Below are 23809 nucleotides of genomic sequence, written 5' to 3' on the forward strand. Positions count from 1 at the left end.
AGTACTAACCCCGTAGACGACAGGACCCCCACACCCATGGTTCGGGTCGGGGGTCTTCGTTCGGCGGCGATGGCTAAGCGGCGCAATCCAGGGCGTAGGCGTGGAAGTTGTCCACGAACATCCGGCCGGGGGAATCCTTCCCGGTATCACCACCGACCAAACCGAGATCAAGGAGCGTGCTGTTGTACTTGCCTTGCTCCTGATATTCGCTCACCTTGATAACGCCCACCTTCAACGGCTCGCCTTCCGTGTAGGTGTTGCACTGCGCCACGATCGCCCAGTTGCCGGAGTCGATGACGGACCGGGTGTTGGTGGTGATCTCGTCGGCCGGCGCCGCGCCGGACTGCTGGAGTGCGGGCAGGATATCGACGGGCTCGAACTTGATGCCGGAGTGTTTGCCCTGCGCATTGCTCAGGTTGTCGGTGATCACGTAAGGGGCGTCCTTGGTCACCTTCGGCTGAGTGGATGTGGTGATTTCCGTGGCTGCTTCTGCCTTGGTTTCCTTCTTGTCGTCGGGCAGGAGTGAGCCGATAGCAGCGAGTCCCAGGAATGCAGCGAGGCCAATTCCCCACTTCTTGCCCTTGGACATCTTCGGTTTCGCGTTGGGGGTGTTGTCGTGCACGGTCGCGGCCTCTCCTTGGGAACTGGTCAATTGTCCAGGCTGGCGGCGAGCGTGTTGGGATGTCAAACCCGTATGGTGTTCGGGTTTCGCGGTCATGTGTCCGCCCGGTGTGTGATCCGGCCAGTGACCGGGAGGATTGGCGGCTACGAAAACGGTGGCGTGATTTGGGCTACCGAGCGCGCTTGGGTGGGCGGGTAGCACTGAGCCCCTCCGGCGGCATCTGGCGTGATTGGCTGGAGGGGCTGAGGCTGAAGGATGTTGGGCCTTCGAGGAGACGTTACAGCCTGGTCAGTGGGTCTGATGCCGTGGCACGCATAGCACGTTTAAGAGCACGAATTCAGCGTGATCGAACGAGATTCCGGCTGATCTCACCGGATGAGTTGGCGGAGGGGCTGAGAGTCGTAACCGATTGTCCTGCAATAGGAAAAGCTCCCCGACCGGGTGATTTCCAGTGGGGAGCTTCCCTATGCCGTCGCAAACTGGACGTTCATGACGTGCAGGTTCTTGACGTCGAGGGCGTAGCCGAGGGATCCGGCGACGAACAGGCCACCGCGGGCGATCGACAGGATGAGGTCGGGTTCGAAGCCGTCATCGGCGATGGTGTGCGCCAGCTCGCGGCTGGCCTCGCCGAATAGCTCCCAGCTCAGTTCCTCGCGATCGCTCATGCTGTGCTCCGTTCTGCCCGCGGCGGTGGTCTTCGGATCATACGAGGCGGTTCAGGGGTGGTGGGTCAGTGTGTACCAGAGCAGGGCGAGGGTGCCGAGGGCGAACAGCGGCACCAGGATCATGGTCTCGACCTTGTTGCCGGTGCGGTCGACGATCGGGATGCGGGTGCGGATCTTCAAGGGCCACAGCAGCCGGCAGCCGCGGTCGGTGAGGCAGTCGCCGATGAGGTGGGCCAGGGCGCCGAGGCCGACGGAGAAGGGCAGCCAGGCGGGTTTGTCGCTGATCCAGTGGTCGATGGCGAAAGTGCCGCAGACGGCGAGGATCACGACGGTGCCGTAGGACTTGAGCCCGTCACCGCTGGGGGCCAGGCCCAGCGACTTGATGGCGAGGGCGAGCAGGAAGAACACCAGCGCGAGCGTGAACCAGCGGCCGAGCAGGTGTTCCCCGGCCCAGGTGCCGTAGGTGACGGCGGCGACGAAGGCGAAGGAGTGGGTGCCGTGGCGGTGCCCGCCGGAGATCCACGAGATGAACTTGCACGCGTAGTGCGAGATCGGCCCCAGCACATGGGAAATAGTGCCCGAGGGGTGATCGGCGTCGGGCAGCAGCGCGGCGCCCGCGGTGAGGAAGGTTCCCATCACCAGATCGACGGAGCCGATGGCCCCGGATTGCACTGCGGGATAGGTCAAGACGGTGAACGGCAGCGCCGCCGCAGCCGCCGACCAGGCGAGCGCGCCGCTGGTCGCATGTGAATGTCCTAGCACCGCTTGAAGGTTAGCGGATCTGACCGACACCCCTTTCAGGCTGAGTGGCGGGCGGAGTCGGCACTTCCGGTGTCGGACTCCAGCGGGTGGGTCGGGGTGGACCGCGGGCTCGCGGTATTCCTGGTTGCCGCCACCACCCAGGGCGCTGAGGTCGCCCGCGTCGATGATCCTTCGCGGGCCCTCGCGGTGGGTGTCTCGCAACTACAGCAGCTGTCGAAGATGCTGTCCCGTAAGAAGAAAGGATCCGGTCGCCGACGTCGCGTGGCCCTCCGGTTGGCGCGCTATCACCGTCATATCGCGGCCGTTCGCCGCGATTTCCTGCATCGGGTCACGAACAAGCTGGTCAAGACCCACGACCGGCTTGTGATCGAGGACCTGAATGTGGCGGGTGTGCTTCGCAACCGACGATCGGCAAGTGCGATCAGCGACGCCGCATGGGGTGAATTCGCGCGGCTGCTGACCTACAAGCAGCAGTGGCGGGGTGGGACCGTGGTCGTCGCGGATCGATGGTACCCCTCGAGCAAGCGGTGCTCCTCCTGCGGAGTCATCAATTCGGCTCTCACACTTGCCGAACGAATATTCGTGTGCGAGTGCGGGTTCGGCGCGGACCGCGATACGAATGCGGCCGTCAATCTTGCTGTGTGGGCGACGATGCACAACGACATTTCACGATCCCCGGACCTCTCGACAAGAGGCCGGGTCAACAAGGCCCGTCGACGGGAAGGCGCTGGTCGACACCATGACGGTGTCGGCGGAACCGGCCTGGATGACGCGGGAACCGAAACTCACTCGGCACCAGCACCGACGTGAGTTGGGGACACCTGAGGAAGGTGGTCTCGACCGTCCCGTAAGAATGGGGTGTTCGAGATGTCGTCAGAGAGGAACGGACATGTCGGTAGCGTCCGCGGTGAAGGATCAGATCCAGACCATCGGTGGGGGATTCATGTTCTCCCGCGAAGCCCGAGTCTTCGCCGACAGCACCGGAGTACCGGGTTTCATGCCGGGCTACACGCGCGGGCGCGGCGGGGTGCTGGGTGATGTGGATGCCGATGTGGTGACCGCGGCGTTCGGTTTCTTCCGTCCCGAGGCCATTCGCCAGGCGTGGGAGTCGACCGCCTCGACCTCCGCGGCGGCGGGTGCGCAGGGATATCTGAAGGCCTGCCAGGACTTCGGCCGCCGCAAGCTGGCCGGGTTCGAGGACGCCGGTCGGTTGGCCGAACTGCTACAGCGGGTGGTGGCCGCGGCCGATCCGGTGGGTGCGCCGCTGTTCGCGGGCTGGCGGGCGCTGCCGCAGGCCTCGGACGCGCCGGGGCTGGTGCTGCAGCTGATTCACGTGCTGCGTGAGCTGCGTGGCGGTCTGCACCTGGTGGGTGTGCTGGGTAGTGGGCTGACGCCGTTGCAGGCGGTGCTGATCGCCGGGTCGCCGTTGAAGCAGGGGCCGGATCAGGCGCGCAATTTCGGCTGGCCGGAGCCGTTCGACGAGATCACCGCGGAGTTGAAGGGCCGGTGGATGCAGGCGGAGTCGATCACCGAGGAGTTGATCGCGCCCGCGTTCGCGGTGCTCGACGACAAGGAGTGTGAGGAGTTGGTGACGTTGCTGACCGCCGCGCAGGCGACGGTGTTCGGCGGTCGCTGACCGTGGCGCGGGTGGGTATGGCGTACCCACCCGCGGTCTTGTTCAACGGTGCAGGAATTCGAGGGTGACGCGTTCGAAGGCTTCCTTGGCCTCGTACATGACCCAGTGGCCGCACTTGGGGAAGACGTGCAGTTCGGCGTCGGGGATCTGGCGCAGCGGGATGAGCGCCATGTCGGTGGGGCATTGGCGGTCGTCGGCGCCCCAGGTCAGCAGGACCGGGCTCTTGACCTTGTGCAGCATGGACCAGTACGGCGGGGTGGGCGAGTGCTCGAGGAACTGTTGTTGCAGCGCAAGGGCTTCGGACCCGTACATGGCTTTGAGGCTGGCCTGGGCGGCCGGATCGACGGCGGCGTTCCAGCGTTCCTCGACGAGGTCGTCGGTGATCATCTTGGGGTCGTAGATCATGCAGCGCAGCCAGCGGTCGAGGCCCTCGCGGGTGGGGTTGTCGGCGAATTCGGAGAGCAGGCGGGTGCCTTCGCTGGGGTTGGCGCTGAGCAGGCTGTGGCCGACGCCGCCGATGGCGATGAGCTTTTCGACCCGCTGCGGGTGTGCGATGGCGACGTTGACGGCGACCACGCCGCCCATGGAGTTGCCGAGCATGGCGGCGGAGTCGATGTTCAGGGCGTCCATGAAGCGGACGACGGAGTCGACGGCGGTGAGGACGGGGTGGCCGGGGACGGGGTCGCTGACGCCGAAGCCGGGGAATTCCAGGACGTAGCAGTGGAAGTGGTCGGCGTAGAAGCCGAGGTTGCCGCGGAAGTTGCGCCAGCCGTTCACGCCGATTCCGGAGCCGTGGAGCAGAATCAGGGGTGGGCCGTCGCCGGCCTCGTGGTAGCGCAGGACGCCTTTGTCGGTGGCGATTTCGCGTCGGGTGTTCTCGTAGGTGACATCCACGCCATCCAACATAGAACAGGTTTCAGTTTGGAGGCCGGTGGTCGTGTTCGGAGTTCCACTGGGCGAGGTGCTGATCTCCGATGGCGGGCTGGCCACCGAACTCGAGGCGCGCGGTCACGACCTGTCCGGCGAATTGTGGTCGGCGCGACTGCTCTCGGACGCGCCCGATGAGATCCGGGCCGTGCATGCCGCCTACTTCCGGGCCGGAGCGGTGATCGCGACGACCGCGAGCTATCAGGCCTCCTTCGAGGGATTCTCGGCCTGCGGCATCGACCGGGATCAGGGTGTGCGGCTGCTGCGACGCAGCGTGGAGCTGGCGGGTGCGGCCCGCGCGGAGTTCGACGACGGCCGGGAGCGCTGGGTCGCCGCCTCGGTCGGGCCCTACGGGGCGGCGCTGGCCGACGGCTCGGAATATCGCGGCCGCTACGGGCTTTCGATCGCGGCGTTGAAGCGCTGGCATCTGCCGCGGCTCGAGGTGCTGGCCCAGGCCGGGGCGGATGTGCTTGCGCTGGAGACCATCCCGGATATCGACGAGGCCGAGGCGCTCGCCGGGCTGCTCGACAGTAGCGGGGTGCCCGCATGGCTGAGCTACACCATCGCGGGAGAGCGGACCCGGGCCGGGCAGTCCCTGCGCGCGGCCTTCGCGCTCGCGGCCGAGGTGCGCGAGATCGTGGCCATGGGCGTGAACTGCTGCGCGCCCGGGGACGTGGCGGCGGCGGTGACGCTGGCGCGGGAGATCACGGGCAAGCCGGTGATCGTATACCCGAACAGCGGGGAGGAGTGGGACGCCGAGCATCGGCGCTGGGTGGGGGAGTCCCAATTTTCGGTCGCGCGGGCCGCTGGGTGGGCGGGTCTCGGCGCGGCCATCGTGGGCGGCTGCTGCCGGGTGCGGCCCGCCGATATCGAGCGGCTCGCGGCGGCCTGCGCTGCGGGATAGATCGGTCGAATCTCACACACCTTCCGTGAATAAACACATGCAGACATGCGCATGTAACTAAGTTATTCTCACAGGTATGGAGACCACAGCGAACAACCGGCAAGCCGAGAATGGGCACGGCGACGGCCTGCTGGCACCGCGCGCGGAGATGGGCTTCGCGATCGGATCCGGCATCACCTACGCCGCGGGTATGGCGACGGAGTATCTGTTCGACACTCCGGGGTGGGTGCCGACGACGCTGTTTCTCGCGACGTACGTGCTGGGTGGCTTCTTCACCGTCCGCTCGGCGGTCGAGACCATCCGGCGCGGCCGCTTCGAGGTCGACTTCCTGATGCTCGTGGCCGCGGTGGGTGCGGCGGCGGTGGGGAAGTGGGCCGAGGGTTCGGTGCTGCTGTTCCTGTTCAGCCTCGGCCACGCGCTCGAGGAATACGCCATGAGCCGCGCCGAGCGGTCGATCGCGGCGCTGGGTGAACTCGAGCCCCGCACGGCGCTGGTGCGCCGGGGTCCCGACCGGGTCGAGGAGATCGACGTGGCGGACCTGCGGGTCGGGGATACCGTTGTGGTGCTGCCGAATTCGCGGCTGAGCGCGGACGGGATCGTGGTCGCCGGTACTTCCGCCATCGACGAATCGTCGGTGACGGGGGAGAGCATGCCGGTCGACAAGCAACCGGTCGCCGACGCGCAGGCCGCCGTGGCGGGCCGAGGCCCCGTGTCGGAGTCGCATCGCGTGTTCGCGGGCACGCTCAACGGTTCGGGTGCGCTCGAGGTGCTGGTGACCAATCGCGCCGAGGACTCGACGCTGGCGCGGGTGATCGCCATGGTTCGTGACACCGACACCCAGAAGTCGCCGACCCAGCGCTTCATCGACCGCTTCCAGCTGGTGTACGTCCCGGCCGTGATCGCGGGTGTGCTGACGGTGATCGGATTCGGTGCGCTGGCGTTGTCGGAGCCGTTCGCGGACAGCTTCTATCGCGGCATGGTGGTGCTGGTCGCGGCCAGCCCGTGCGCGCTGGCCATCGCGACCCCGAGCGCGGTGCTCGCGGGGGTGGCGCGGGCGGCGCAGGCGGGCGTGCTGGCCAAGGGTGGTGGGCCGCTGGAGTCGCTGGGCCGGGTCAAGGCGATCGCGTTCGACAAGACGGGCACCCTGACCTGGGGTCAGCCCCGCGTCACCGACATCGTGCCGGTGCGGCCCGAGCTGCGGGAGCGGTTGGTGACCACGGTGGTGGCCGTCGAGTCCTTCAGTGATCATCCGCTGGCCGCGGCGATCACCCGTGATCTGGCCGGCGAGGTCGCCTCCGGTACGGAAAGCGTTGCCGAGGAGGTCAATTCGGTGACGGGCCGCGGTGTGACGGCGCGGGTGGACGGCCACCCCACCGAGATCGGCAATCTGACGATGTTCGAGGAGCTGGATCCCGCCGGTGTGCCGGAGCAGGTCGCCGCGACCGTGGACCGGCTGCACGCGCTGGGCCGCACCACGATGATCGTGCGCCACGGCGGCGTCTATCTGGGTGTGCTCGGTGTCATGGACACCCCGCGCGCCGAGGCGGCTTCCGTGATCGAACAGCTACGCGGCCTGGGCATCACCGATATGGTCGTCATCTCCGGTGACAATCAGCGGGTGGCCGACGCGGTCGCCGACGGTCTGGGCCTGGATGCCGCCCACGGTGGCCTGCTGCCCGAGGACAAGGTGTCGATGATCGCGCGCCTGAACGCTAAGGGCGGCACGGCCATGGTCGGTGACGGTGTGAACGATGCGCCCGCCATGGTGAACTCCTCGGTCGGAATCGCGATGGGTGCAGGCGGATCGGCCGTCGCCCTGGAGACCGCCGACGTGGCCCTGATGTCCGACGACATCGGCCGCCTGCCCTTCGCGGTGGCCCTGAGCCGCCGCACCGCGGCGATCATCCGCCAGAACCTGACGGTCGCGCTGGTGATCGTCGCGGCCCTGGTCCCCGCCACCCTGATCGGCCTGCCGATCGGCCCGGCGGTGTTCATCCACGAGGGTTCCACTCTCCTGGTGGTCGCGAACGCGCTACGGCTGCTGCGCTTCCGCCGCGGTGCGGAGCACGCGGGCATCGCCCACGAACCCCGCCCCGCCTGAGCCCACCCGAGGCCCCGGGTCACGCTGCCGGTCATGGCATCGCGACCCGGGGCACTGGCATGACCGGAGGTCGAAGGCGTCGGAATGGAAGCACGTGGCCGCGGAGAGCCGAATTCAACGGCTGCGCAGTCTGATCGAACATCCGCGGACCGGTGCGGCCGAACGGGCGGCGGCGCAGCGCCTGCTGGACCGGATTCTCGGCAACCCCGGTCGGGCCCGCCCGACGGCCGGGGATCGCAGCTACGGGCAGCGGCATTCCCGCGGTGGGCGGCATGCGGGGCTTTCGCGCCTCGCGGACATGATCCGGGAGGATATCGCGCTGGCGCGGGTCTTCGCCGATGCGGCGGTGCCGGGAGAACTGGCCGCCCGCAATGCGATTCGTGACGCGCCGGAGGGGATCACCTACACGGTGGACACTCCCTTCGACGCGGGCATTCGGATCCTTGTCGCGCACGTCCCGCCGACGTGGGGCTGGTCGGGGCCCGGTGTCGAATCCGAGGCGTTGCGGCTGGTGCGTGCCGAGCTGGCCGACATCATGGCCGCCTACGACCATGACGGCGGGGATATCGGTCAGCGCTTCCACGGCCGGGTGGAGGTGCGGGAGGCCGGGTGGTGACGGAAAAGGTGTCCCGCGAGCCGGATTCGGTTCGCGGGACACCTTGTCGGTTCCGGGGGAGGACCGGCGCGGTGCCGGTCCTCCCGTCGGGATCAGGCCAGGTCGAAGCGGTCGAGCTCCATGACCTTGGTCCAGGCGGCGACGAAGTCGTTGACGAACTTCTGCTTGGAGTCGTCTTCGGCGTAGACCTCGGCCAGGGCGCGCAGCTGGGAGTTGGAGCCGAAGACCAGGTCGACGCGGGAGGCGGTCCACTTGGGGGCGCCGGTGGTGCGGTCGGTGCCGTTGTAGCTCGAGTTGTCGGCGTCGACCGGGGACCACTTGGTGGACATGTCGAGCAGGTTCACGAAGAAGTCCGTGGACAGCACGCCCGGCTCGTCGGTGAACACACCCTGCTGCGAGCCGCCGTGGTTGGCGCCGAGCACGCGCAGGCCGCCGACCAGGACGGTCATCTCCGGGGCGGAGAGGGTGAGCAGGTTGGCCTTGTCGAGCAGCAGGTACTCGGCGGGGATGGTGGTGCCCTTGCCGAGGTAGTTGCGGAAGCCGTCGGCGGCGGTTTCGAGCGCCGCGAACGACTCGACGTCGGTCTGCTCCTGGGTGGCGTCGGTGCGGCCCGCGCGGAACGGGACCTCGATGTCGACGCCGGCGGCCTTGGCGGCCTGCTCGATACCGGCGTTACCGGCCAGCACGACCAGGTCGGCGAAGGAGACGGGCTTGCCGAAGCCGGCCTGGATGCCTTCCAGGACGCGGATCACCTGGGCGAGCTCGTCGGGCTGGTTGACCTCCCAGCCGGCCTGCGGCTGCAGGCGGATGCGGCCGCCGTTGACGCCGCCGCGCATGTCCGAGCCGCGGTAGCAGGAGGCGGCCGCCCACGCGGTCGAAACCAGTTGCGCCACGGTCAGACCCGACTCGACGATCTTGGCCTTGAGGGCGGTGGCGTCGGCGTCGGAGATGAGCTCGTGGTCCACGGCCGGGATCGGGTCCTGCCACAGCAGGGTCTCGGCGGGCACCTCGGGGCCGAGGTAGCGGACCTTGGGGCCCATGTCGCGGTGGGTGAGCTTGTACCAGGCCTTGGCGAAGGCCGCGGCCAGCTCTTCGGGGTGCTCGAGCCAGCGGCGGGTGATCTGCTCGTAGATCGGGTCCATGCGCATCGACAGGTCGGTGGTGAGCATGGTCGGCAGCCAGCGGATCGCCGGGTTGAAGGCGTCGGGGATGGTGGCCTGGCCGTCCTTGGCGACCCACTGGTGTGCGCCCGCGGGGGACTTGGACAGTTCCCACTCGTTGCCGTAGAGGGTTTCGAGGAAGGAGTTGTCCCACTTGGTGGGGGTGGGAGTCCAGGTGACTTCCAGCCCGGAGGTGATGGCGTCCTTGCCGACGCCGGTGCCGTAGGTGGATACCCAGCCCAGGCCCTGCTCCTCGAGCGGGGCGGCCTCGGGCTCGGGGCCGACGTTGTCGGCCGGGCCGGCGCCGTGGGTCTTGCCGAAGGTGTGGCCGCCGACGATCAGGGCGGCGGTCTCCTCGTCGTTCATGGCCATGCGGGCGAAGGTTTCGCGGATGTCGACCGCGGCCAGGATCGGATCCGGGTTGCCGTTGGGGCCTTCGGGATTGACGTAGATCAGACCCATCTGGACCGCGGCGAGCGGGTTTTCGAGGTCGCGCTTGCCGGTGTAGCGGGCGTCGCCGAGCCATTCGGTCTCCGGGCCCCAGTACACGTCCTCTTCGGGCTCCCACTGGTCGACGCGGCCGCCGCCGAAGCCGAAGGTTTCGAAGCCCATGTCCTCGAGGGCGACGTTGCCGGCGTAGACGATGAGGTCGGCCCACGACAGCTTCTTGCCGTACTTCTTCTTGACCGGCCACAGCAGGCGGCGGGCCTTGTCGAGGGAGGCGTTGTCGGGCCAGGAGTTCAGCGGCGCGAAGCGCTGCATGCCGGCTCCGGCGCCGCCGCGGCCGTCCTGCACGCGGTAGGTGCCGGCGGCGTGCCAGGACATGCGGATGAAGAACGGGCCGTAGTGGCCGAAATCGGCGGGCCACCAGTCCTGGGAGGTGTGCATGACCTCGACGATGTCGGCCTTGACGGCGGCCAGGTCGAGGGTGGCGAACTCGGCGGCGTAGTCGTAGCCCTCGTCCATGGGGTTGGCGAAGGCCGGGTTCTTCTGCAGGATCTTCAGGTTGAGCTGGTTGGGCCACCAGGCGCGGTTGGTGCTGCCGCCTTCGGCCGGGTCGGTCTGGCGGTCGTGCGCGACGGGGCAGCCGCCGGTAGTGGCTTCAGTCACGATATGTCCTTCCATGTCGGTGATCGGGGCTGTCGACCACGAATTGTGGCCGCTACTTCTGTTGTGTTGCCGCTGTTTTCGAGCATTCGGGGCACAGGCCCCAGTAGACGACCTCGGCCTCGTCGAGCGCGAACCCGTGGTTGTCGGAGGCGGTCAGGCAGGGTGCGTCGCCGACGGCGCAGTCGACGTCGGCGATCTGCCCGCAGGAGCGGCACACCACGTGGTGGTGGTTGTCGCCGACGCGGGTCTCGTAGAGGGCGACCGAGCCCATGGGCTGGATCCGGCGCAGCAGTCCGGCACTGGTCAGGGCCCGCAGGACGTCGTAGACGGCCTGGTGGGAGACCCCGCCGAGGTTTTCGCGTACGAAACCGAGGAGCGAGTCGGTGTCGGAGTGGGGGTGCTCGTGTACCGCGGTCAGCACCGCGAGCCGCGGTGCGGTCACACGCAAGGCGGCCCCGCGCAATATGCGCTCGAAATCCGTAGGCGTGGGCACAACCCACACTCTGCCCGTTTTTCTGGAATGAATCAAGTCTTGATCGCTCATGTCGGAGGCATCCCGCTCTGGACCACGACATCGATCGCGGGTCGGTTCACCGCGCGGGCCGCGGGGGAGAAGCCGCACCGACCGGCCCCCACTTTCTGGGGCACCAGTGACGCCGGTGCGGTGTTAACGCTTTGCCGGCAGGTGCCCGGAGCAGGGGGTTTCGCGCAAGGCTACGACGAACTGCGCTGAACCGCAGGCGATTACGCAAACTTTCGCTCGTACCGGGAAGTAACGGGGTCGGGGAGGGCTCGATGTGCTGTTTGCAGACGAACGGTTGCAGTACCGAACTCGAGGGGATCTCATGCGGATCAAGTCAGTGATTGTCGCCGCGTTCGGGGCCGGTGTCGCCATCTCGGTCAGCGGGTGCGACCCGACCACCACGACGGGACCCGCGTCGACCACCCCGGCCGCGCAGACCACCCAACCCGGGCAGGCGACGCAGCCGGGGCAGGCGACGCAGCCCGGCGGTTCGACTCCGGGAGGCATCGACCACGACGGGGACAATGCCGGGGCGCCCGTGACCGATCCGACGACACCGGGCAATGGCGCCGTCCCCAAGTGCGTGACCCTCCAGATCGTTCTGGACAAGGGCCGCGGCGGCCCGGTGGGAGGGGACTGGTTCCTCAAATTCATCAACCAGAGCTCCAAAACCTGTGTCATCCAAGGATTCCCCGGCATCTCCCAGACCAACGGCCCCACCGGCGACCCCGTCGGCGAACCCGCCGAACGCGACCAGGGCCCCGGCGCCCCCAAGCCCACCCCGGTCGTCCTCGCGCCCGGTGCCGCCGCCGAGTTCGAATTCATCACCTACCCGAAACAGGTCAACGACTGCGCCGCCCTGCGCACCAACACCTTGCGCGTCTACCCGCCCGACAACACCGAATCCATGTGGCTGCCCTGGGACAGCCTGATCTGCCCGAGCCCGCAACGCATGCTCGTCGTGCGAGCCGTCACCCCGGCGTAGCGGAGGGGAGTTGTGTGGCCGTTGTCGGGGACGGCCCTCCACACTCAACTTGACATAATTTTGATTATCGGCGCGGTTACGGCATCGGGAATGATCTTGAAAGATGTTGTGCGCATGCGGTGTTCACGTGCGCGCGCTCGGCTCGCCGGGTCCGGGGCGCTGCGGGCTCGCGGATTCCCCCGCGCCGGGTTCCGCCCTCGCCGATGCCGTGGATGCCATGCGAGGGCTGAAATGAAATTTTTTGGCTTATCCGGTCTTTGGTGGAAATTTTCCGATATTGGCCGGATCGGCTGAATGCGGCTCGGATTCAGGGCTCGGGCGTGCCGGGGTTGTCGGTCGGCTACTCCCCTGCGACTCCCCCTGACCGGTCATTGCGTCACAGTGACGTAATGAGGTGGGCTGGCTGGATGGTGGAAGTTGTTGCCGTCGGGCCGGATTCGCGGCATTCGAGGTGTTGCGAGGGCCCGGCGGCGGGCCCCAGGGTTCAGGGGGCGAGGAATTGGGGGGCGGAAATGCGGGCGGACCGCCGCGGGGGCGTGGGGATGCTGCCTAGACTCACCCTTGGATGAAATATGTTCGTTTCAAAGTGTTGCGTGAGGTTTGCGATGAGGTCCTGGGTCGCGGTGGTATTGGCGGTCGCTGCTTCGGCGAGCGGGCTGGGCGCGGTCTCGGCGGCTCCCGCGCAGGGCAAACAGGTGGTGGTGCTGGGAGATTCGTTCAGCGCCAATGCGTGGGTGGTGGATTCGGAGGCCGAGGACTGCGCGCACGGGAGCACGTCGTGGCCCACGCGATTGGGCGCTGCGCTGGGGGTGGCGGGGACCGCGGACTTCCTCGATGTGTCCTGCCCGGGAGCATCGATCGTCACCCCGCCGACCCGCACCGCCGCCTCGGAGGCCGAACACGCCGCCCGGGCCGGGGCGTTCGGGCCGCGAACCGAGCTGGTGGCCTTGCAGTTCGGGCTCAATGATCGATGGGGCGAGAACACCACGACCATGTGGTACGCACTGCAACAGTGCGTGCTGGACCTGATTCGTGGATGCGGGGCCGAGGCCGCGGTGCCCGACCGGGGGCTGGATACGCGTGAGGTCACCGGCGAGCGCTATGCCGAACGGCTGCGCAGTGTGGTCACCTACGTGAAGTATTACGCCCCGAACGCGCGCATCGTGCTGGTCGGATATCCGGAATTGTTCGGCACCGGTCAGGATTCGGTGTGCTTCGACGCGTTCGGTGCGGCGCGGTTCACGCAGCCGCGCGGGCGGGCGGCGATCAACGCGGTGAACCGGCTCGATCAGGCGCAGCGGGAGGCGGCGCGGCTGCTCGCGGTCGACTTCTACGACGCGCGGGCGGCGACGGCGGGCCACGGATTGTGTTCGGTCGAGTCGTGGATCAACGACTATCAGGACCCGCGGGAACCGGGCGCGATTCCCTTCCACCCCACCCCTCACGGCGATGAGGTCGTAGCCGCGGGCATCTACACGCAGGCCCACCGCTGACCGCGCCGCGGTGTGTGGCTCACATGTGGACCCCGCGCCAGCGCAGCCGCCGCGCGCCGGGACTTGCCGCGCTCCCCCGCCGATTCGCCACTCCCCCAGGCTTGTTCGTCACTGTGACGCCCGATGGTGGTGTGACCCCGTCACGCTGTACTGCGGATCGGTCCGCACTGCCCTAAGGTGTGCGATATCGGCGTCCCCGCGCGCCAGCAACGCCAGATTGTCGAGGGACCCGGCCGTGACCAGCACGTCTATCCACACCCCCGACCCCGCCGCCGCCCGCGAAACCAGCAGCGCGAACGCGTGATAGACAGACCGACACCCAGGGCGCGGATGCGGGTGGGGAACAGCTCGGCCTTCACGATCGCGTTGATCGAGGTGTAGCCGGTGATGACGGCCAGCGCCGCCAGCATCAACGTGAACGCCGCCACCGGGTTTCTGGTGTGCCCGAGCAGCGTCATGATCGGCACCGTGGCGATCGTGCCCGCCACCCCGAACCCGATCAGCAGCTTGCGCCGCCCGATTCGATCCGAGAGCGCCCCGGCGATCGGCTGCAGCAACACCAGCAACGCCACGAAATTGATCCACGCCACCGTCGACTTCGCGATCCCGGAGGTGTTGACCATGTATTTCTGCATGTAGGTCGTGTAGGTGTAGAACGCCACCGTGCCACCCAGGGTCAGACCCGCCACCAGCAGGCATTCGCGCGGATAGCGCGCCAGCACCGCCAGCGACCCCCGACCCGAACCCGCCTGTCCCGCACCCGATTCCGCGGTCTCGGCGCGGAAGGATTCGGATTCGTCCATGCCGCGGCGCAACAGCGTCACCATCACCGCCGAGGCCGCCCCGATCAGGAACGGGATGCGCCACCCCCACGCCGAGAGCTGCGCGCCGGTCAGCACCTGCTGCAGCACGATCCGCACCCCGAGCGCGACCAGCTGACCCGAGACCAGGGTCACGTACTGGAAGCTCGAATAGAACCCGCGCCGCCCCGCCGAGGCCACCTCCGACAGATAGGTGGCGCTGGTCGCGTACTCCCCGCCCACCGAGAGCCCCTGCAGTAGCCGTGCCAGCAGCAGGATCACCGGCGCCGCCAGCCCGATCGAGGCGTAGGAGGGTGTCAGCGCGATCAGCAGCGAACCGGCCGCCATCACCGTCACCGACAGGGTCAGCGCGCTGCGACGCCCGAACCGGTCGGCGTAGCGGCCCAGCGCCCACCCGCCGATCGGGCGCATCAGGAATCCGACCGCGAAAACCGCGGCGGTGGACAGCAATTGGGCGGTGGCGTCCCCGGCGGGGAAGAACGTCTTGGCGAAATACACGCTGAACGCCGCATAGACATACCAGTCCTACCATTCGACGAGGTTGCCGATCGAGCCGCGCATCACGTTCGCCACCACCCGGGCCTCCCCGGGCGCGTGTGTCCTGCTCACAGTCGTTCTCCCTCGCTCACCGCGAATGCCTCATCACATCCGGGCTCCACTGTGGCCCCCGACACACCCGCTCCCAAGAGATCGGGCCGATTCCTAACGCTCCCTTAGGACGATCGCCCCGAACCGGTCCAAACACCCACGCGGAACCCGTCCCGCGCCTTACCGTCTGAGAAGGCTTCGGTGGACAGTGGAGGCGAGAACTGCGATGAACCAACCCAATACGGCCCCGGCCGCGTTCCAGGCGACCGCCGCGATCGACCCCGACGCGATCGCCGTCCGCGATATCGGCGGCACCCACACCCTGACCTGGCGCGACTACGCCGCACAGGTGCGCGCCACCGCCGCCGGGCTCGCGGCACTCGGGGTGGGACGCGGGGACACCGTCGCGTTCATGATGGCCAACCGCGTCGAGTTCTACCCCCTCGAAGTCGGCGCCCAGCACACCGGCGCGACCTCGTTCTCGGTGTACAACACCCTCTCACCCGAGCAGCTGAACTACGTGTTCGCCAATGCCGGCAACCGGGTGGTGATCTGCGAAGCCCAATACGTCGACCGTATCCGCGCGGCCGGGATACCCATGCAAACCATCGTGTGCGTCGACGCCCCCGCCCCCGGCAGCATCTCGGTGGCGCAACTACACCAGCTGGGGCGCAACGACTTCGACTTCGACGCCACCTGGGCCGCGATCGAACCCGACGACATCGTCACCCTCTGCTACACCTCCGGCACCACCGGCAACCCCAAGGGCGTCGAGATCACCCACGCCAACCTGGAATTCGAATGCCGCGCCTACGCCTCGGTCATGCCCGTCGAATTCGGTGACCGCATCACCTCGTTCCTGCCGACCGCGCACATGGCCGACCGGGTCACCAACCTGTACCTGCACGAATACTTCGGCACCCAGATCACCGTCGTGCCCGACCGCACCCAGCTGCCCGCCGCCCTGGCCGACGTGCACCCCACCATCTGGGGCGCGGTGCCACGGGTGTGGGAGAAACTCAAAGCGGCCGTGGAATATTCGATCACCGCCGAAACCGACCCCGCCCGCCGCGCCGCCCTGGACTGGGCCATGGACGTGGCCGCCCGCAAAGCGACCGCCCAGCTGGCCGGAGTGCCCCTCGACGACACCCAGGCCGCCGAATGGGACAAAGCCGACGCCGCGGTACTGGGCCCGCTGCGCGCCAAAATCGGTCTCGACCAAATCAAATGGGCGCTCTCCGGTGCCGCGCCCATCCCCGCGGAAACCCTCGGATTCTTCTACGGGCTGGGCATCCCCATCTCCGAGGTGTGGGGTATGTCCGAGCTGACCTGCGTCGTGTCGGTCAGCCCGCCCGGCCAGGCCCGGCTGGGCACCGTCGGAAAGCTGCTGCCCGGGCTCGAATCGCGCATCGGCGAGGACGGTGAATACTTCGTGCGCGGGCCGCTGGTCATGCGCGAATACCGCAAGGAACCCGCCAAGACCGCCGACGCCCTCGATGTGCACGGCTGGCTGGCCACCGGCGACATCATCACCGAAGACGCCGACGGCTACCTGCGGGTGGTCGACCGCAAGAAGGAACTCATCATCAACTCCGCCGGAAAGAACATGTCCCCGGCCAATATCGAGAACACCGTCAAGGCCGCCACCACCCTCATCGGCGCCCTGGTCACCATCGGCGACAACCGGCCCTACAACACCGCGCTCATCGTCCTCGACGCCGAATCCGCGGGCCCCTACGCCGCCCAGCACGGCCTGACCGACGCCTCCGCGGCCGCGCTGGCCGCCGACAAGACCGTCATCGCCGACATCGCCCGCGGCGTGGCCGCCGGCAACGCGCGGCTCTCACGCGTCGAACAGATCAAACGCTTCACCATCCTGCCCACCTTCTGGGAACCCGGCGGCGACGAGATCACCCTCACCATGAAACTGCGCCGCAAACCCATCGCCGAGAAATACGCCACCGACATCGACCGCATGTACGAGACCGAACTCGCCGAAGGCGTGCACGAACCCGACACCGCACCCACCGCCTGACCCGCACTCGCCGCCTGACCCGCACCGTCGCCACCCGGCCGCGACCGCCCCCGCCGGGCGGGCGCGGCCGGAATGCTGTGCGGCCTGCGGGAATGCCGTGTGACCTGCTGAAATACCGTGCGGCCCAATCGAAATCGGCGATGCGCTCCACGGTGCGCGCGCGGGCCGGGGGACGCGGGACGGGTGTGCGTATAACCGGGATATCAGCACCAGCACGGCGCCACCGGGGTCGACCACCACGGCGCACCGTGGAAGGCAGGCCCGTCATGTTCGACGTATCCAGGGGGTGGGAACCGTGAACAGCATCCGCCCGGCAGGCGAAATCCCCGACGCCACAAGCGAACCGGAAACCCGCCCCGACCCGGCCGCGCACATCCGCGCCGCCGCCGACACCGCCCTGTTCGCGCCACTGCGCGACGAAGGCTTCGCAGGCCCGGCCTGGCAGTACACCCAGACCGAAATGGCCCGCTACGCCCTGGGGGTGATGCGCGCCTGGCTGGCCACCGGCCACATCCGCACCGAACTGCGCGCCATCGGCGTACGCGCCGAACTCACCCCCGCCGAACTGCACCGGCTGGCCCTCGACGACGACTACCGCGACGACCTCGCCGACGCCACCGTCGCCGTCGCCCTGCACGACTTCCGCCGCCGCGCCCTGGCCGGCACCGGCTGGCAACCCGGCGGCGCCGCCATGACGACCTACCTCACCCGCCGCTGCCTCTACGCCTTCCTCGACGAACTGCGCCTCCAACGCCGCGCCCAGCAACGCCACCACCGCACCGTGCAAGCCGTCACCCGCCACGAAGCCGCCCGCCCCGAATCCGACCACTACGCCACCCACGACACCGTGCGCGAACTCACCGGCCGCGACCACCTGCGCCACCGCCTGGCCCAGCTGTCCGGGCGCGACCGCAACATCGTGTGGGGCAAGGCCACCGGGCTCACCAACGCCGAAATCGCCGAAATCTACGGCGAATCCAGCGCCCGCACCGTCGAACGCCGCTGGTCGGCCTTTATGGCCGGCCACGACTGGATCGCGCGGCTCGCGCGCAACCCACGATGACGTGGCGCCCACCCACCCAATCCACCACCGGGAGCAACCGTGCTGTACGACAGCCAACACCACAGGGGCGCAACACCTGCGGCTCGCGTCGAGGAACTGCTCGAACACTCCTCCTTCGGCAGCCCCGGCGCCGCGGCCGTGCGCGCCGGCATCCCCGCCACGCGCGGGCACGCACCCGCCCGGCGCGCCCGCTACCTCGCCCACGGCCTCGACCCGCACCTGCAACGCCACTACGCCGGCCGCCTGCACATCAGCGAGCAAGCCATGCAATCGGTGCACACCCCCGAATTCGCCTACCGCGTCCCCGGCGCCGCCGACGACGCCGACTGGCAACTGAGCTGGCTGCCCGAGCGCCGCTTCACCCGCGGCCAAGCCCTGCTGGGCATGATCCTCGACACCACCCCGGCCCACCCCGCCGCGCCCGGCACCGGACCCGCCCACACCGTCGAGACGGCCGAAACGGCCCAGGCCGGATCTGTGGGGGCCGCGGTGACCGGATCGGCCGGGGCGCAACAGCATTCGTGGACATGGCAGGTCGCGTTGAGTGTGGTCGCGCTGGTCGGGATGTGCTTCGTGTTCGTGTGCGCGCTCATCGTGCTGGGCGTGACGGCGGGGCAGGCCGGCGCGGTGAGCGTGGCCGTGGTCGCGGGCGTGGTGGCGTGTGTGGTGCCCGGGCGGGAGCGCAGCCTGGCGCGGCGGGTTGCGCGGGCGCTGAGCGCGCTGACCGACCGGGGCTGCGGAAACTGACCCTCCATAACAGAGCACTTGCTCTGTTATGGTCGGTGCATGGCCCGCCCCCGCATCCACGACCCCGATCTCGTGCTCGACGCCGCCGAGGCGCTGGCCGTGGACGGCGGGCCCGCCGCGGTCACCATCCGCGCGGTCGCCGCCGCCACCGGCATCTCCAACGGGGCGCTCTACCACAGCTTCGGCTCGCGGGCAGAACTGCTGGGGCGCACCTGGATTCGCGCCGCCCGCCGGTTCCTGGCCGTGCAGGCCGAACTGGTCGACCACGCCGGGGACCCGGTCGCCGCGGTGCTGGCCGCCGCCGACGCACCCGCCGAATTCGCCGCCCGCCACCCGCGCTCGACCGAACTGGTCTTCCGGATCCGGCGCACCGACCTGCTCGGCGCCGACCTGCCCGACACCGTGCGCGCCGACCTCGACGCCACCCAGACCACCCTGGTCGAACTGATGAAAACCCTCGCGCGCCGGCTCTGGGACCGCGCCGACGCGCGCGCCGTGGACACCCTCACCCTGTGCCTGGTCGACCTGCCGACAGCGATCCTGCTCGCCCGCGACCGGCTCACCGATCCCACCGCCCGCCACCAGTTGCAGGCCGCGGTCCGCGCGGTCCTCGACCTCGGGCCCGCACCGGCCTGAACACCCCGGAAGGACACCCATGCCCACCCTGACCCACCACGACAAGATCGCCGTGCTCGACCTCGGCGACACCGAGAACCGCTTCGCCCCCGAGCTTCTCACCGAGATCGGCACCCACCTCGACACCGTTCTCGCCGACGGCAGCCAAGCCCTGATCACCACCGCCACCGGCAAGTTCTACTCCAACGGACTGGATCTGGACTGGCTCTCCGCGCACGGGGAACGCGCCGAATGGTATGTCGCGCAGGTGCAGTCGCTGCTGGCGCGCCTGCTCACCTTCCCCATGCCGACCGCGGCCGCGCTCAACGGGCACGCCTTCGGTGCCGGGGCCATGCTCGCCATCGCCCACGACTACCGGGTCATGCGCGCCGACCGCGGATTCTTCTGCTTCCCCGAAGCCGACATCCGCATCCCGTTCACCCGCGGCATGGCCGCGCTCATCCAGGCCAAACTCACCCCGAAGACCGCCATCGCGGCCATGACCACCGCCCGCCGCTACGGCGGCCCCGACGCCCTGGCCGTCGACCTGGTCGACGCCACCGCCGAGGCCGAGACGCTCACCGCGGCCGCGCTGGGCATCCTGGGCCCGATCGGGGCCAAGGATCAGGCGACTCTCACGGCGATCAAGTCCACCATGTTCGCCCCCGCCGTCGCCGCCCTGGCCGACGCCTGACCCGACACCCGCACTCCCGCGCCGCCCGGCCCGATCACCCGCGGCGGGCCGGCGGTGCTCAGTGCGCCCGGCCGACCGCGAACACCGCCAGGCGCACCCGGTTGTCGCACCCGGTCTTGTCCATCAGACGAGCCAGATGCTTCTTGACCGTCGTCACCCCCAGATGCAGGCGATCGGCGATCTCGCCATTGCTGAACCCTTCACCCACCAATGCCAGCACCTCGGCCTCGCGGGCGGTCAGATCGACTGCGGCAGTAGCGGATCCGGGCGGGGATCCGGGTGCGTCGATCGCGCGCGCGACCAGCCGGCGCAGCAGCGGCGGGGAGAACAACAGCTCCCCGTCGAGCACCCGCCCGAGCGCGGCCACCAGCGCCTCGGGCTCGGTGTCCTTCACCAGATACCCGCTCGCGCCCGCCGCCAGCGCCGGGAACAGATGCTCGTCATCGTCGAAGGTGGTCAGCACCAACACCTTCGGGGCCGACGGGCCCGCCACGATCGCCCGCGTCGCCGCCACCCCGTCCATGCCCGGCATCCGCAGATCCATCAACACCAGATCCGGTGACAACTGCGCGGCCGCCCGCACCGCGGTCACCCCGTCGGCGGCCTCACCGACCACCCGCAACCCCGGCGTCGCCTCCACCAGCATCGCCAGCCCCGCCCGCACCAGACGCTGATCATCGACCAGCAACACCCCGATCACCGCGACCCCCGCCCCGCCGCCCGCGCAACCGCTGCCGCCCGCGCAACCGCTGCCGACTCACCGGCCCGTGTCGCCTCCGGAACGCTTGGGTGCGCACCGGATTGCGCATCGAACTCCGCACCGCATTGCGTGCCGGATTCCGCACCGAATCGCGTAACGGATTGCGTGCCGTCCGCCGTAGCCGCAGTGGCGCAGACCGCGGGCAGGTGCGCCTGGACCAGCCACCGATCACCGCGCGCACCGGCGTGCAGGGAGCCACCGGCCAGCACCGCCCGCTCACCCATCCCGATCAGGCCGTGCCCGGGCGGACCCGCCGCCGCGGCGACAGCGTTGCCGACCCGGACCGCCACACCGGATTCGGTGCGCGCCACCGCGATCCACACCGGCCGGCCGCGGTCGGCGTGCTTCATCACATTGGTCAGCGACTCCTGCACCAGCCGCAGCAGCGTCAGCCGCGCGATCGCGTCCAGACCCTCGAGGCGCGTGGCGATCTCGGCATCCACGCGCAACCCGCCCCGGCGCACCCGCTCGACCGCTGCGGCGATCTCGGCGCGCACCATCTCGGCATCGAGCAGCGGCGCCGCGCCCAGGCCCGGATCGCGCAGCCCCGCCAGCAGCCGCCGGATATCGGTGAGCGCGCCCGAGGCGGTGCCACCCACATCGTCGAGCACCTCGCCCACCCGCGGATCGGGGTCAGCGAGCACCCGGCGAGCCACCTTGACCCGCAACACGATCGAGGCCATGTGGTGGGCGACCAGATCGTGCAGCTCGCGCGCCATCGCCGCGCGCTCCTCGGCGCGCGCCCGCAACCCGGCCTCGGCCGCGCGCGCCGCCAGGCTCGCCGTCAACTGCCGCTGCCCGCGCAGATACAAACCCGCCAGCAGCGGCAACCCGACATAGGCGGCCGCCGCCACGAACGTCGCCCCACGCCAGAACGTCGGCGCGTGCCCACCCCAATGCCCGCCCACCCACGCCAGCGCCCACGCCGCCGACACCGCCACGCTCGCGCGCCGGCCACCGCGCGCCACCGCCTCCACCAACCCCAGCGCACCCAGATACGGCACCAGCTCCGAAGGCCCCCACGCCGGAATCACGAACATCCCCGCCGCCAGCCCCGACAGGCTCAGCGACATCGCCAGCGGCCATCGATCACCGATCGCGAACACCACACCCGCCGCCACCGCCAGCAGCCAGTACACCGGCGGCACCCGGTACTCGCCCGGGAACGTGCTCGCCGCCAACACCACCGGGATCAGCGCCAGCGGCAGCCACCGCACCGCCCTCCAGCCCAGCCCCCGGCCACCGACATCGATCACGAATCCACCGTAGAGAACCCGCGGCCCGCCCGGCACACACGGGTCGCGATAGCACACGGCTCGCCCCGCCACAAGACTCCCGTGGCCGCGATCGGGCCGCCGAACGCGGCCTCCGGGAGGACTCGCGGCGCCCGCGCACCCAGCAGGGTGGAGTCGACGCACCGACCCGAGGAGCAAACCCGTGATCTCGCGACGACGCCTGCTCGCCACCGCCGCCGCCCTGCCCCTGGCCCTGACCGCCACCGGCGGCACCCGCACCACCCCCGCACCCGCCACCCGGGCGCTGCCCATCCCGCCCTTGGACCCGGGCCGCCTCGACGCCGCGGGCGTGCGGCACTTCACCCTCACCGCCCGCGCCGGGCACAGCCGGATCCGAACCGACACCCTCACCCCCACCTGGGGATACAACGGGTCGATCCTCGGGCCGACGCTGCGCGCGCGACGCGGGGAGAGCGCCTCGCTCACCGTCACCAACACCCTGCCCGAAGCGACCAGCGTGCACTGGCACGGCATGCACGTACCCGCCGCCGCCGACGGCGGACCCCACCAGATGATCGCCCCCGGCGCCACCTGGACCCCGCAATGGCGCATCGACCAGCCCGCCGCCACCCTCTGGTACCACCCACACCCGCACGGCGCCACCGAGAAACACGTCTACCGCGGACTGGCCGGACTGTTCTACCTCGACGACGACCTGTCCGACGGCCTGGATCTGCCGCACCGCTACGGCATCGACGACCTCCCCGTCGTCGTGGCCGACGCCCGCTTCACCCCCGACGGTCGCCTGGACGAAACACCCACCGGCAGTTACGGATTGCTCGGCGACACCCTCACCGTCAACGGCGCCGTCCCCGGCCACCACGACCTGCCCGCCACCCGCGCCCGCCTGCGCCTGCTCAACGGAACCTGCAGCCGCGTACTGAATCTCGGCTTCACCGACGACCGCGGCTTCACGCTGATCGCCACCGACGGCGGACTGCTGCCCACCCCGGTAGCGCTGACCCGCCTGCATCTGAGCCCCGGCGAACGCGCCGAGATCACCGTCGAACTCACCCCCGGATCCGCTGCCGCGCTGCACGCCTTGCCCGTCACCGCCCGCACCGGCATCGACCGCCCCGAACGCTTCGGCTTCGACGACAGCTTCGAGGTCCTCACCCTGCGCGCCACCCCCGACGCGCCCGCGTCCCCCGCGCTGCCCGCCACCCTGGCCACCTTGCCGCCCGTGGATACCGGCCAACCGGTCACGCGCGGTTTCGATCTCGAATGGTTCATGATCAACGGCGCGAAGATGGACATGAACCGCATCGACCTGACCATCCCCACCGGCGCCACCGAAATCTGGGCCGTGACCAACCGCGAGGACTGGCCCCACAACTTCCACGTCCACGACACCCGATTCCGCATCCGCGCCATCGACGCCACCCCGCCACCGCCACACCTGGCCGGATGGAAGGATACCGTCTACACCGAACCCGGCCGCACCTACGAACTGGCCCTGCGCTTCACCGGACCCGCCGACGCCGCCCACCCGTACATGTACCACTGCCACCTGCTCCACCACGAAGACAAGGGCATGATGGGCCAATTCCTCATCCTCGACCCCGGCCAGGCACCCGCCTTCACCCCCACACCCATGGACGGCCACCCGATGCCCATGGGCGACAACGGCTCCGGCGCCACACGCGGGATGAACGGCACCGAGGCCGATCCACATTCGAGCCACTGA

At 69.3% G+C, this 23809-nt stretch carries 20 protein-coding genes and 2 pseudogenes; 13 read left to right on the forward strand and 9 right to left on the reverse strand.

The features are described 5' to 3' along the window. Positions 1-73: 73 nt before the first annotated feature. The 3 genes and pseudogenes from NS2_RS10360 to NS2_RS10370 all read right to left on the reverse strand — a co-directional run bounded on the left by NS2_RS10360 (position 74) and on the right by NS2_RS10370 (position 2049). Positions 74-622 carry a hypothetical protein gene (locus NS2_RS10360; RefSeq protein ID WP_033087231.1) on the reverse strand — a complete coding sequence of 183 codons (549 nt, stop codon included), beginning with the start codon at positions 620-622 and terminating at the stop codon, positions 74-76. A 470-nt stretch (positions 623-1092) separates the two neighbouring features. Beyond that, positions 1093-1287 (reverse strand): annotated as a pseudogene (locus tag NS2_RS10365) (phosphoribosyltransferase); the annotation flags it as partial. 51 nt (positions 1288-1338) lie between these two features. Further along, positions 1339-2049 (reverse strand): metal-dependent hydrolase, encoded by a 711-nt coding sequence (locus NS2_RS10370; protein ID WP_033087232.1) that lies wholly within the window; start codon positions 2047-2049, stop codon positions 1339-1341. 69 nt (positions 2050-2118) lie between these two features. On the opposite strand from NS2_RS10370, the gene NS2_RS10375 reads away from it, so the two are divergent. Next, entirely contained in the window at positions 2119-2859 is a 741-nt protein-coding gene (locus NS2_RS10375; RefSeq protein WP_052486596.1) for an RNA-guided endonuclease InsQ/TnpB family protein, read from the forward strand. A 79-nt stretch (positions 2860-2938) separates the two neighbouring features. Next, positions 2939-3685 (forward strand): SCO6745 family protein, encoded by a 747-nt coding sequence (locus NS2_RS10380; RefSeq protein ID WP_033087233.1) that lies wholly within the window; start codon positions 2939-2941, stop codon positions 3683-3685. Between the two features lie 42 nt (positions 3686-3727). On the opposite strand, the gene NS2_RS10385 is transcribed toward NS2_RS10380, so the two are convergent. Next, positions 3728-4579, reverse strand: a complete 852-nt coding sequence (locus NS2_RS10385) for an alpha/beta fold hydrolase (protein ID WP_033087269.1) — start codon at positions 4577-4579, stop codon at positions 3728-3730. A gap of 43 nt (positions 4580-4622) precedes the next feature. On the opposite strand from NS2_RS10385, the gene mmuM reads away from it, so the two are divergent. The 3 genes from mmuM to NS2_RS10400 all read left to right on the forward strand — a co-directional run bounded on the left by mmuM (position 4623) and on the right by NS2_RS10400 (position 8233). Then, entirely contained in the window at positions 4623-5516 is an 894-nt protein-coding gene (gene mmuM, locus NS2_RS10390; RefSeq protein WP_033087270.1) for a homocysteine S-methyltransferase, read from the forward strand. Positions 5517-5592: 76 nt separating this feature from the next. After that, a complete protein-coding gene (locus NS2_RS10395; protein ID WP_033087234.1) occupies positions 5593-7617 on the forward strand; it encodes a heavy metal translocating P-type ATPase in 2025 nt (674 codons plus the stop codon). A 94-nt stretch (positions 7618-7711) separates the two neighbouring features. Beyond that, positions 7712-8233, forward strand: a complete 522-nt coding sequence (locus NS2_RS10400) for a hypothetical protein (RefSeq protein WP_033087235.1) — start codon at positions 7712-7714, stop codon at positions 8231-8233. 92 nt (positions 8234-8325) lie between these two features. Here the strand turns inward: NS2_RS10400 and katG are convergent, their stop codons facing one another. Continuing rightward, on the reverse strand, positions 8326-10518 hold the full coding sequence (katG, locus tag NS2_RS10405) for a catalase/peroxidase HPI (RefSeq protein WP_096490583.1): 2193 nt from the start codon (positions 10516-10518) through the stop codon (positions 8326-8328). A 37-nt stretch (positions 10519-10555) separates the two neighbouring features. Beyond that, positions 10556-10996, reverse strand: a complete 441-nt coding sequence (locus NS2_RS10410) for a Fur family transcriptional regulator (RefSeq protein ID WP_033087237.1) — start codon at positions 10994-10996, stop codon at positions 10556-10558. 352 nt (positions 10997-11348) lie between these two features. Between NS2_RS10410 and NS2_RS10415 the strand changes: the two genes are divergently transcribed. After that, positions 11349-12011: a DUF4232 domain-containing protein gene (locus tag NS2_RS10415; protein ID WP_033087238.1), complete on the forward strand. Its 663-nt coding sequence runs from the start codon at positions 11349-11351 to the stop codon at positions 12009-12011. Positions 12012-12616: 605 nt separating this feature from the next. Further along, entirely contained in the window at positions 12617-13504 is an 888-nt protein-coding gene (locus tag NS2_RS10420; protein ID WP_052086250.1) for an SGNH/GDSL hydrolase family protein, read from the forward strand. A 275-nt stretch (positions 13505-13779) separates the two neighbouring features. On the opposite strand, the pseudogene NS2_RS10425 reads toward NS2_RS10420, so the two are convergent. Continuing rightward, a pseudogene (locus tag NS2_RS10425) lies at positions 13780-14886 on the reverse strand (MFS transporter); the annotation flags it as partial. A gap of 253 nt (positions 14887-15139) precedes the next feature. On the opposite strand from NS2_RS10425, the gene fadD11 reads away from it, so the two are divergent. From fadD11 to NS2_RS10450, 5 genes are all read left to right on the forward strand, one after another. After that, positions 15140-16948 (forward strand): fatty acid--CoA ligase FadD11, encoded by a 1809-nt coding sequence (fadD11, locus tag NS2_RS10430; RefSeq protein WP_033087239.1) that lies wholly within the window; start codon positions 15140-15142, stop codon positions 16946-16948. 295 nt (positions 16949-17243) lie between these two features. Beyond that, a complete protein-coding gene (locus NS2_RS10435; protein ID WP_143161334.1) occupies positions 17244-18011 on the forward strand; it encodes an RNA polymerase sigma factor in 768 nt (255 codons plus the stop codon). Positions 18012-18050: 39 nt separating this feature from the next. Continuing rightward, on the forward strand, positions 18051-18758 hold the full coding sequence (locus NS2_RS10440; RefSeq protein ID WP_147207142.1) for a hypothetical protein: 708 nt from the start codon (positions 18051-18053) through the stop codon (positions 18756-18758). A 39-nt stretch (positions 18759-18797) separates the two neighbouring features. Beyond that, entirely contained in the window at positions 18798-19394 is a 597-nt protein-coding gene (locus NS2_RS10445; protein ID WP_033087242.1) for a TetR/AcrR family transcriptional regulator, read from the forward strand. Between the two features lie 19 nt (positions 19395-19413). Beyond that, on the forward strand, positions 19414-20067 hold the full coding sequence (locus tag NS2_RS10450) for an enoyl-CoA hydratase-related protein (protein WP_033087243.1): 654 nt from the start codon (positions 19414-19416) through the stop codon (positions 20065-20067). 58 nt (positions 20068-20125) lie between these two features. Here the strand turns inward: NS2_RS10450 and NS2_RS10455 are convergent, their stop codons facing one another. Both NS2_RS10455 and NS2_RS10460 read right to left on the reverse strand, forming a co-directional pair. Further along, a complete protein-coding gene (locus NS2_RS10455) occupies positions 20126-20767 on the reverse strand; it encodes a response regulator (protein WP_147207143.1) in 642 nt (213 codons plus the stop codon). After that, the gene (locus NS2_RS10460; protein WP_081985821.1) at positions 20764-22083 is read right to left on the reverse strand and encodes a sensor histidine kinase; all 1320 of its coding nucleotides are present in this window, start codon (positions 22081-22083) and stop codon (positions 20764-20766) included. The genes NS2_RS10455 and NS2_RS10460 overlap by 4 nt, the downstream gene beginning before the upstream one ends. A 181-nt stretch (positions 22084-22264) precedes the next feature. Between NS2_RS10460 and NS2_RS10465 the strand changes: the two genes are divergently transcribed. After that, a complete protein-coding gene (locus NS2_RS10465) occupies positions 22265-23809 on the forward strand; it encodes a multicopper oxidase family protein (protein ID WP_045437008.1) in 1545 nt (514 codons plus the stop codon).

Source organism: Nocardia seriolae NBRC 15557, from assembly GCF_007990715.1.
GTDB classification, from domain to species: Bacteria; Actinomycetota; Actinomycetes; order Mycobacteriales; family Mycobacteriaceae; genus Nocardia; species Nocardia seriolae.

What these genes read in the sequence shown, in the direction of transcription:
- NS2_RS10380 (WP_033087233.1), top strand. Translation starts at nt 2,939, where the DNA reads ATGTCGGTAGCGTCCGCGGTGAAGGATCAGATCCAGACCATCGGTGGG.
- NS2_RS10395 (WP_033087234.1), top strand. Translation starts at nt 5,593, where the DNA reads ATGGAGACCACAGCGAACAACCGGCAAGCCGAGAATGGGCACGGCGAC.
- NS2_RS10420 (WP_052086250.1), top strand. Translation starts at nt 12,617, where the DNA reads ATGAGGTCCTGGGTCGCGGTGGTATTGGCGGTCGCTGCTTCGGCGAGC.
- NS2_RS10450 (WP_033087243.1), top strand. Translation starts at nt 19,414, where the DNA reads ATGCCCACCCTGACCCACCACGACAAGATCGCCGTGCTCGACCTCGGC.
- NS2_RS10415 (WP_033087238.1), top strand. Translation starts at nt 11,349, where the DNA reads ATGCGGATCAAGTCAGTGATTGTCGCCGCGTTCGGGGCCGGTGTCGCC.
- katG (WP_096490583.1), bottom strand. Translation starts at nt 10,518, where the DNA reads ATGGAAGGACATATCGTGACTGAAGCCACTACCGGCGGCTGCCCCGTC.
- NS2_RS10445 (WP_033087242.1), top strand. Translation starts at nt 18,798, where the DNA reads ATGGCCCGCCCCCGCATCCACGACCCCGATCTCGTGCTCGACGCCGCC.
- fadD11 (WP_033087239.1), top strand. Translation starts at nt 15,140, where the DNA reads ATGAACCAACCCAATACGGCCCCGGCCGCGTTCCAGGCGACCGCCGCG.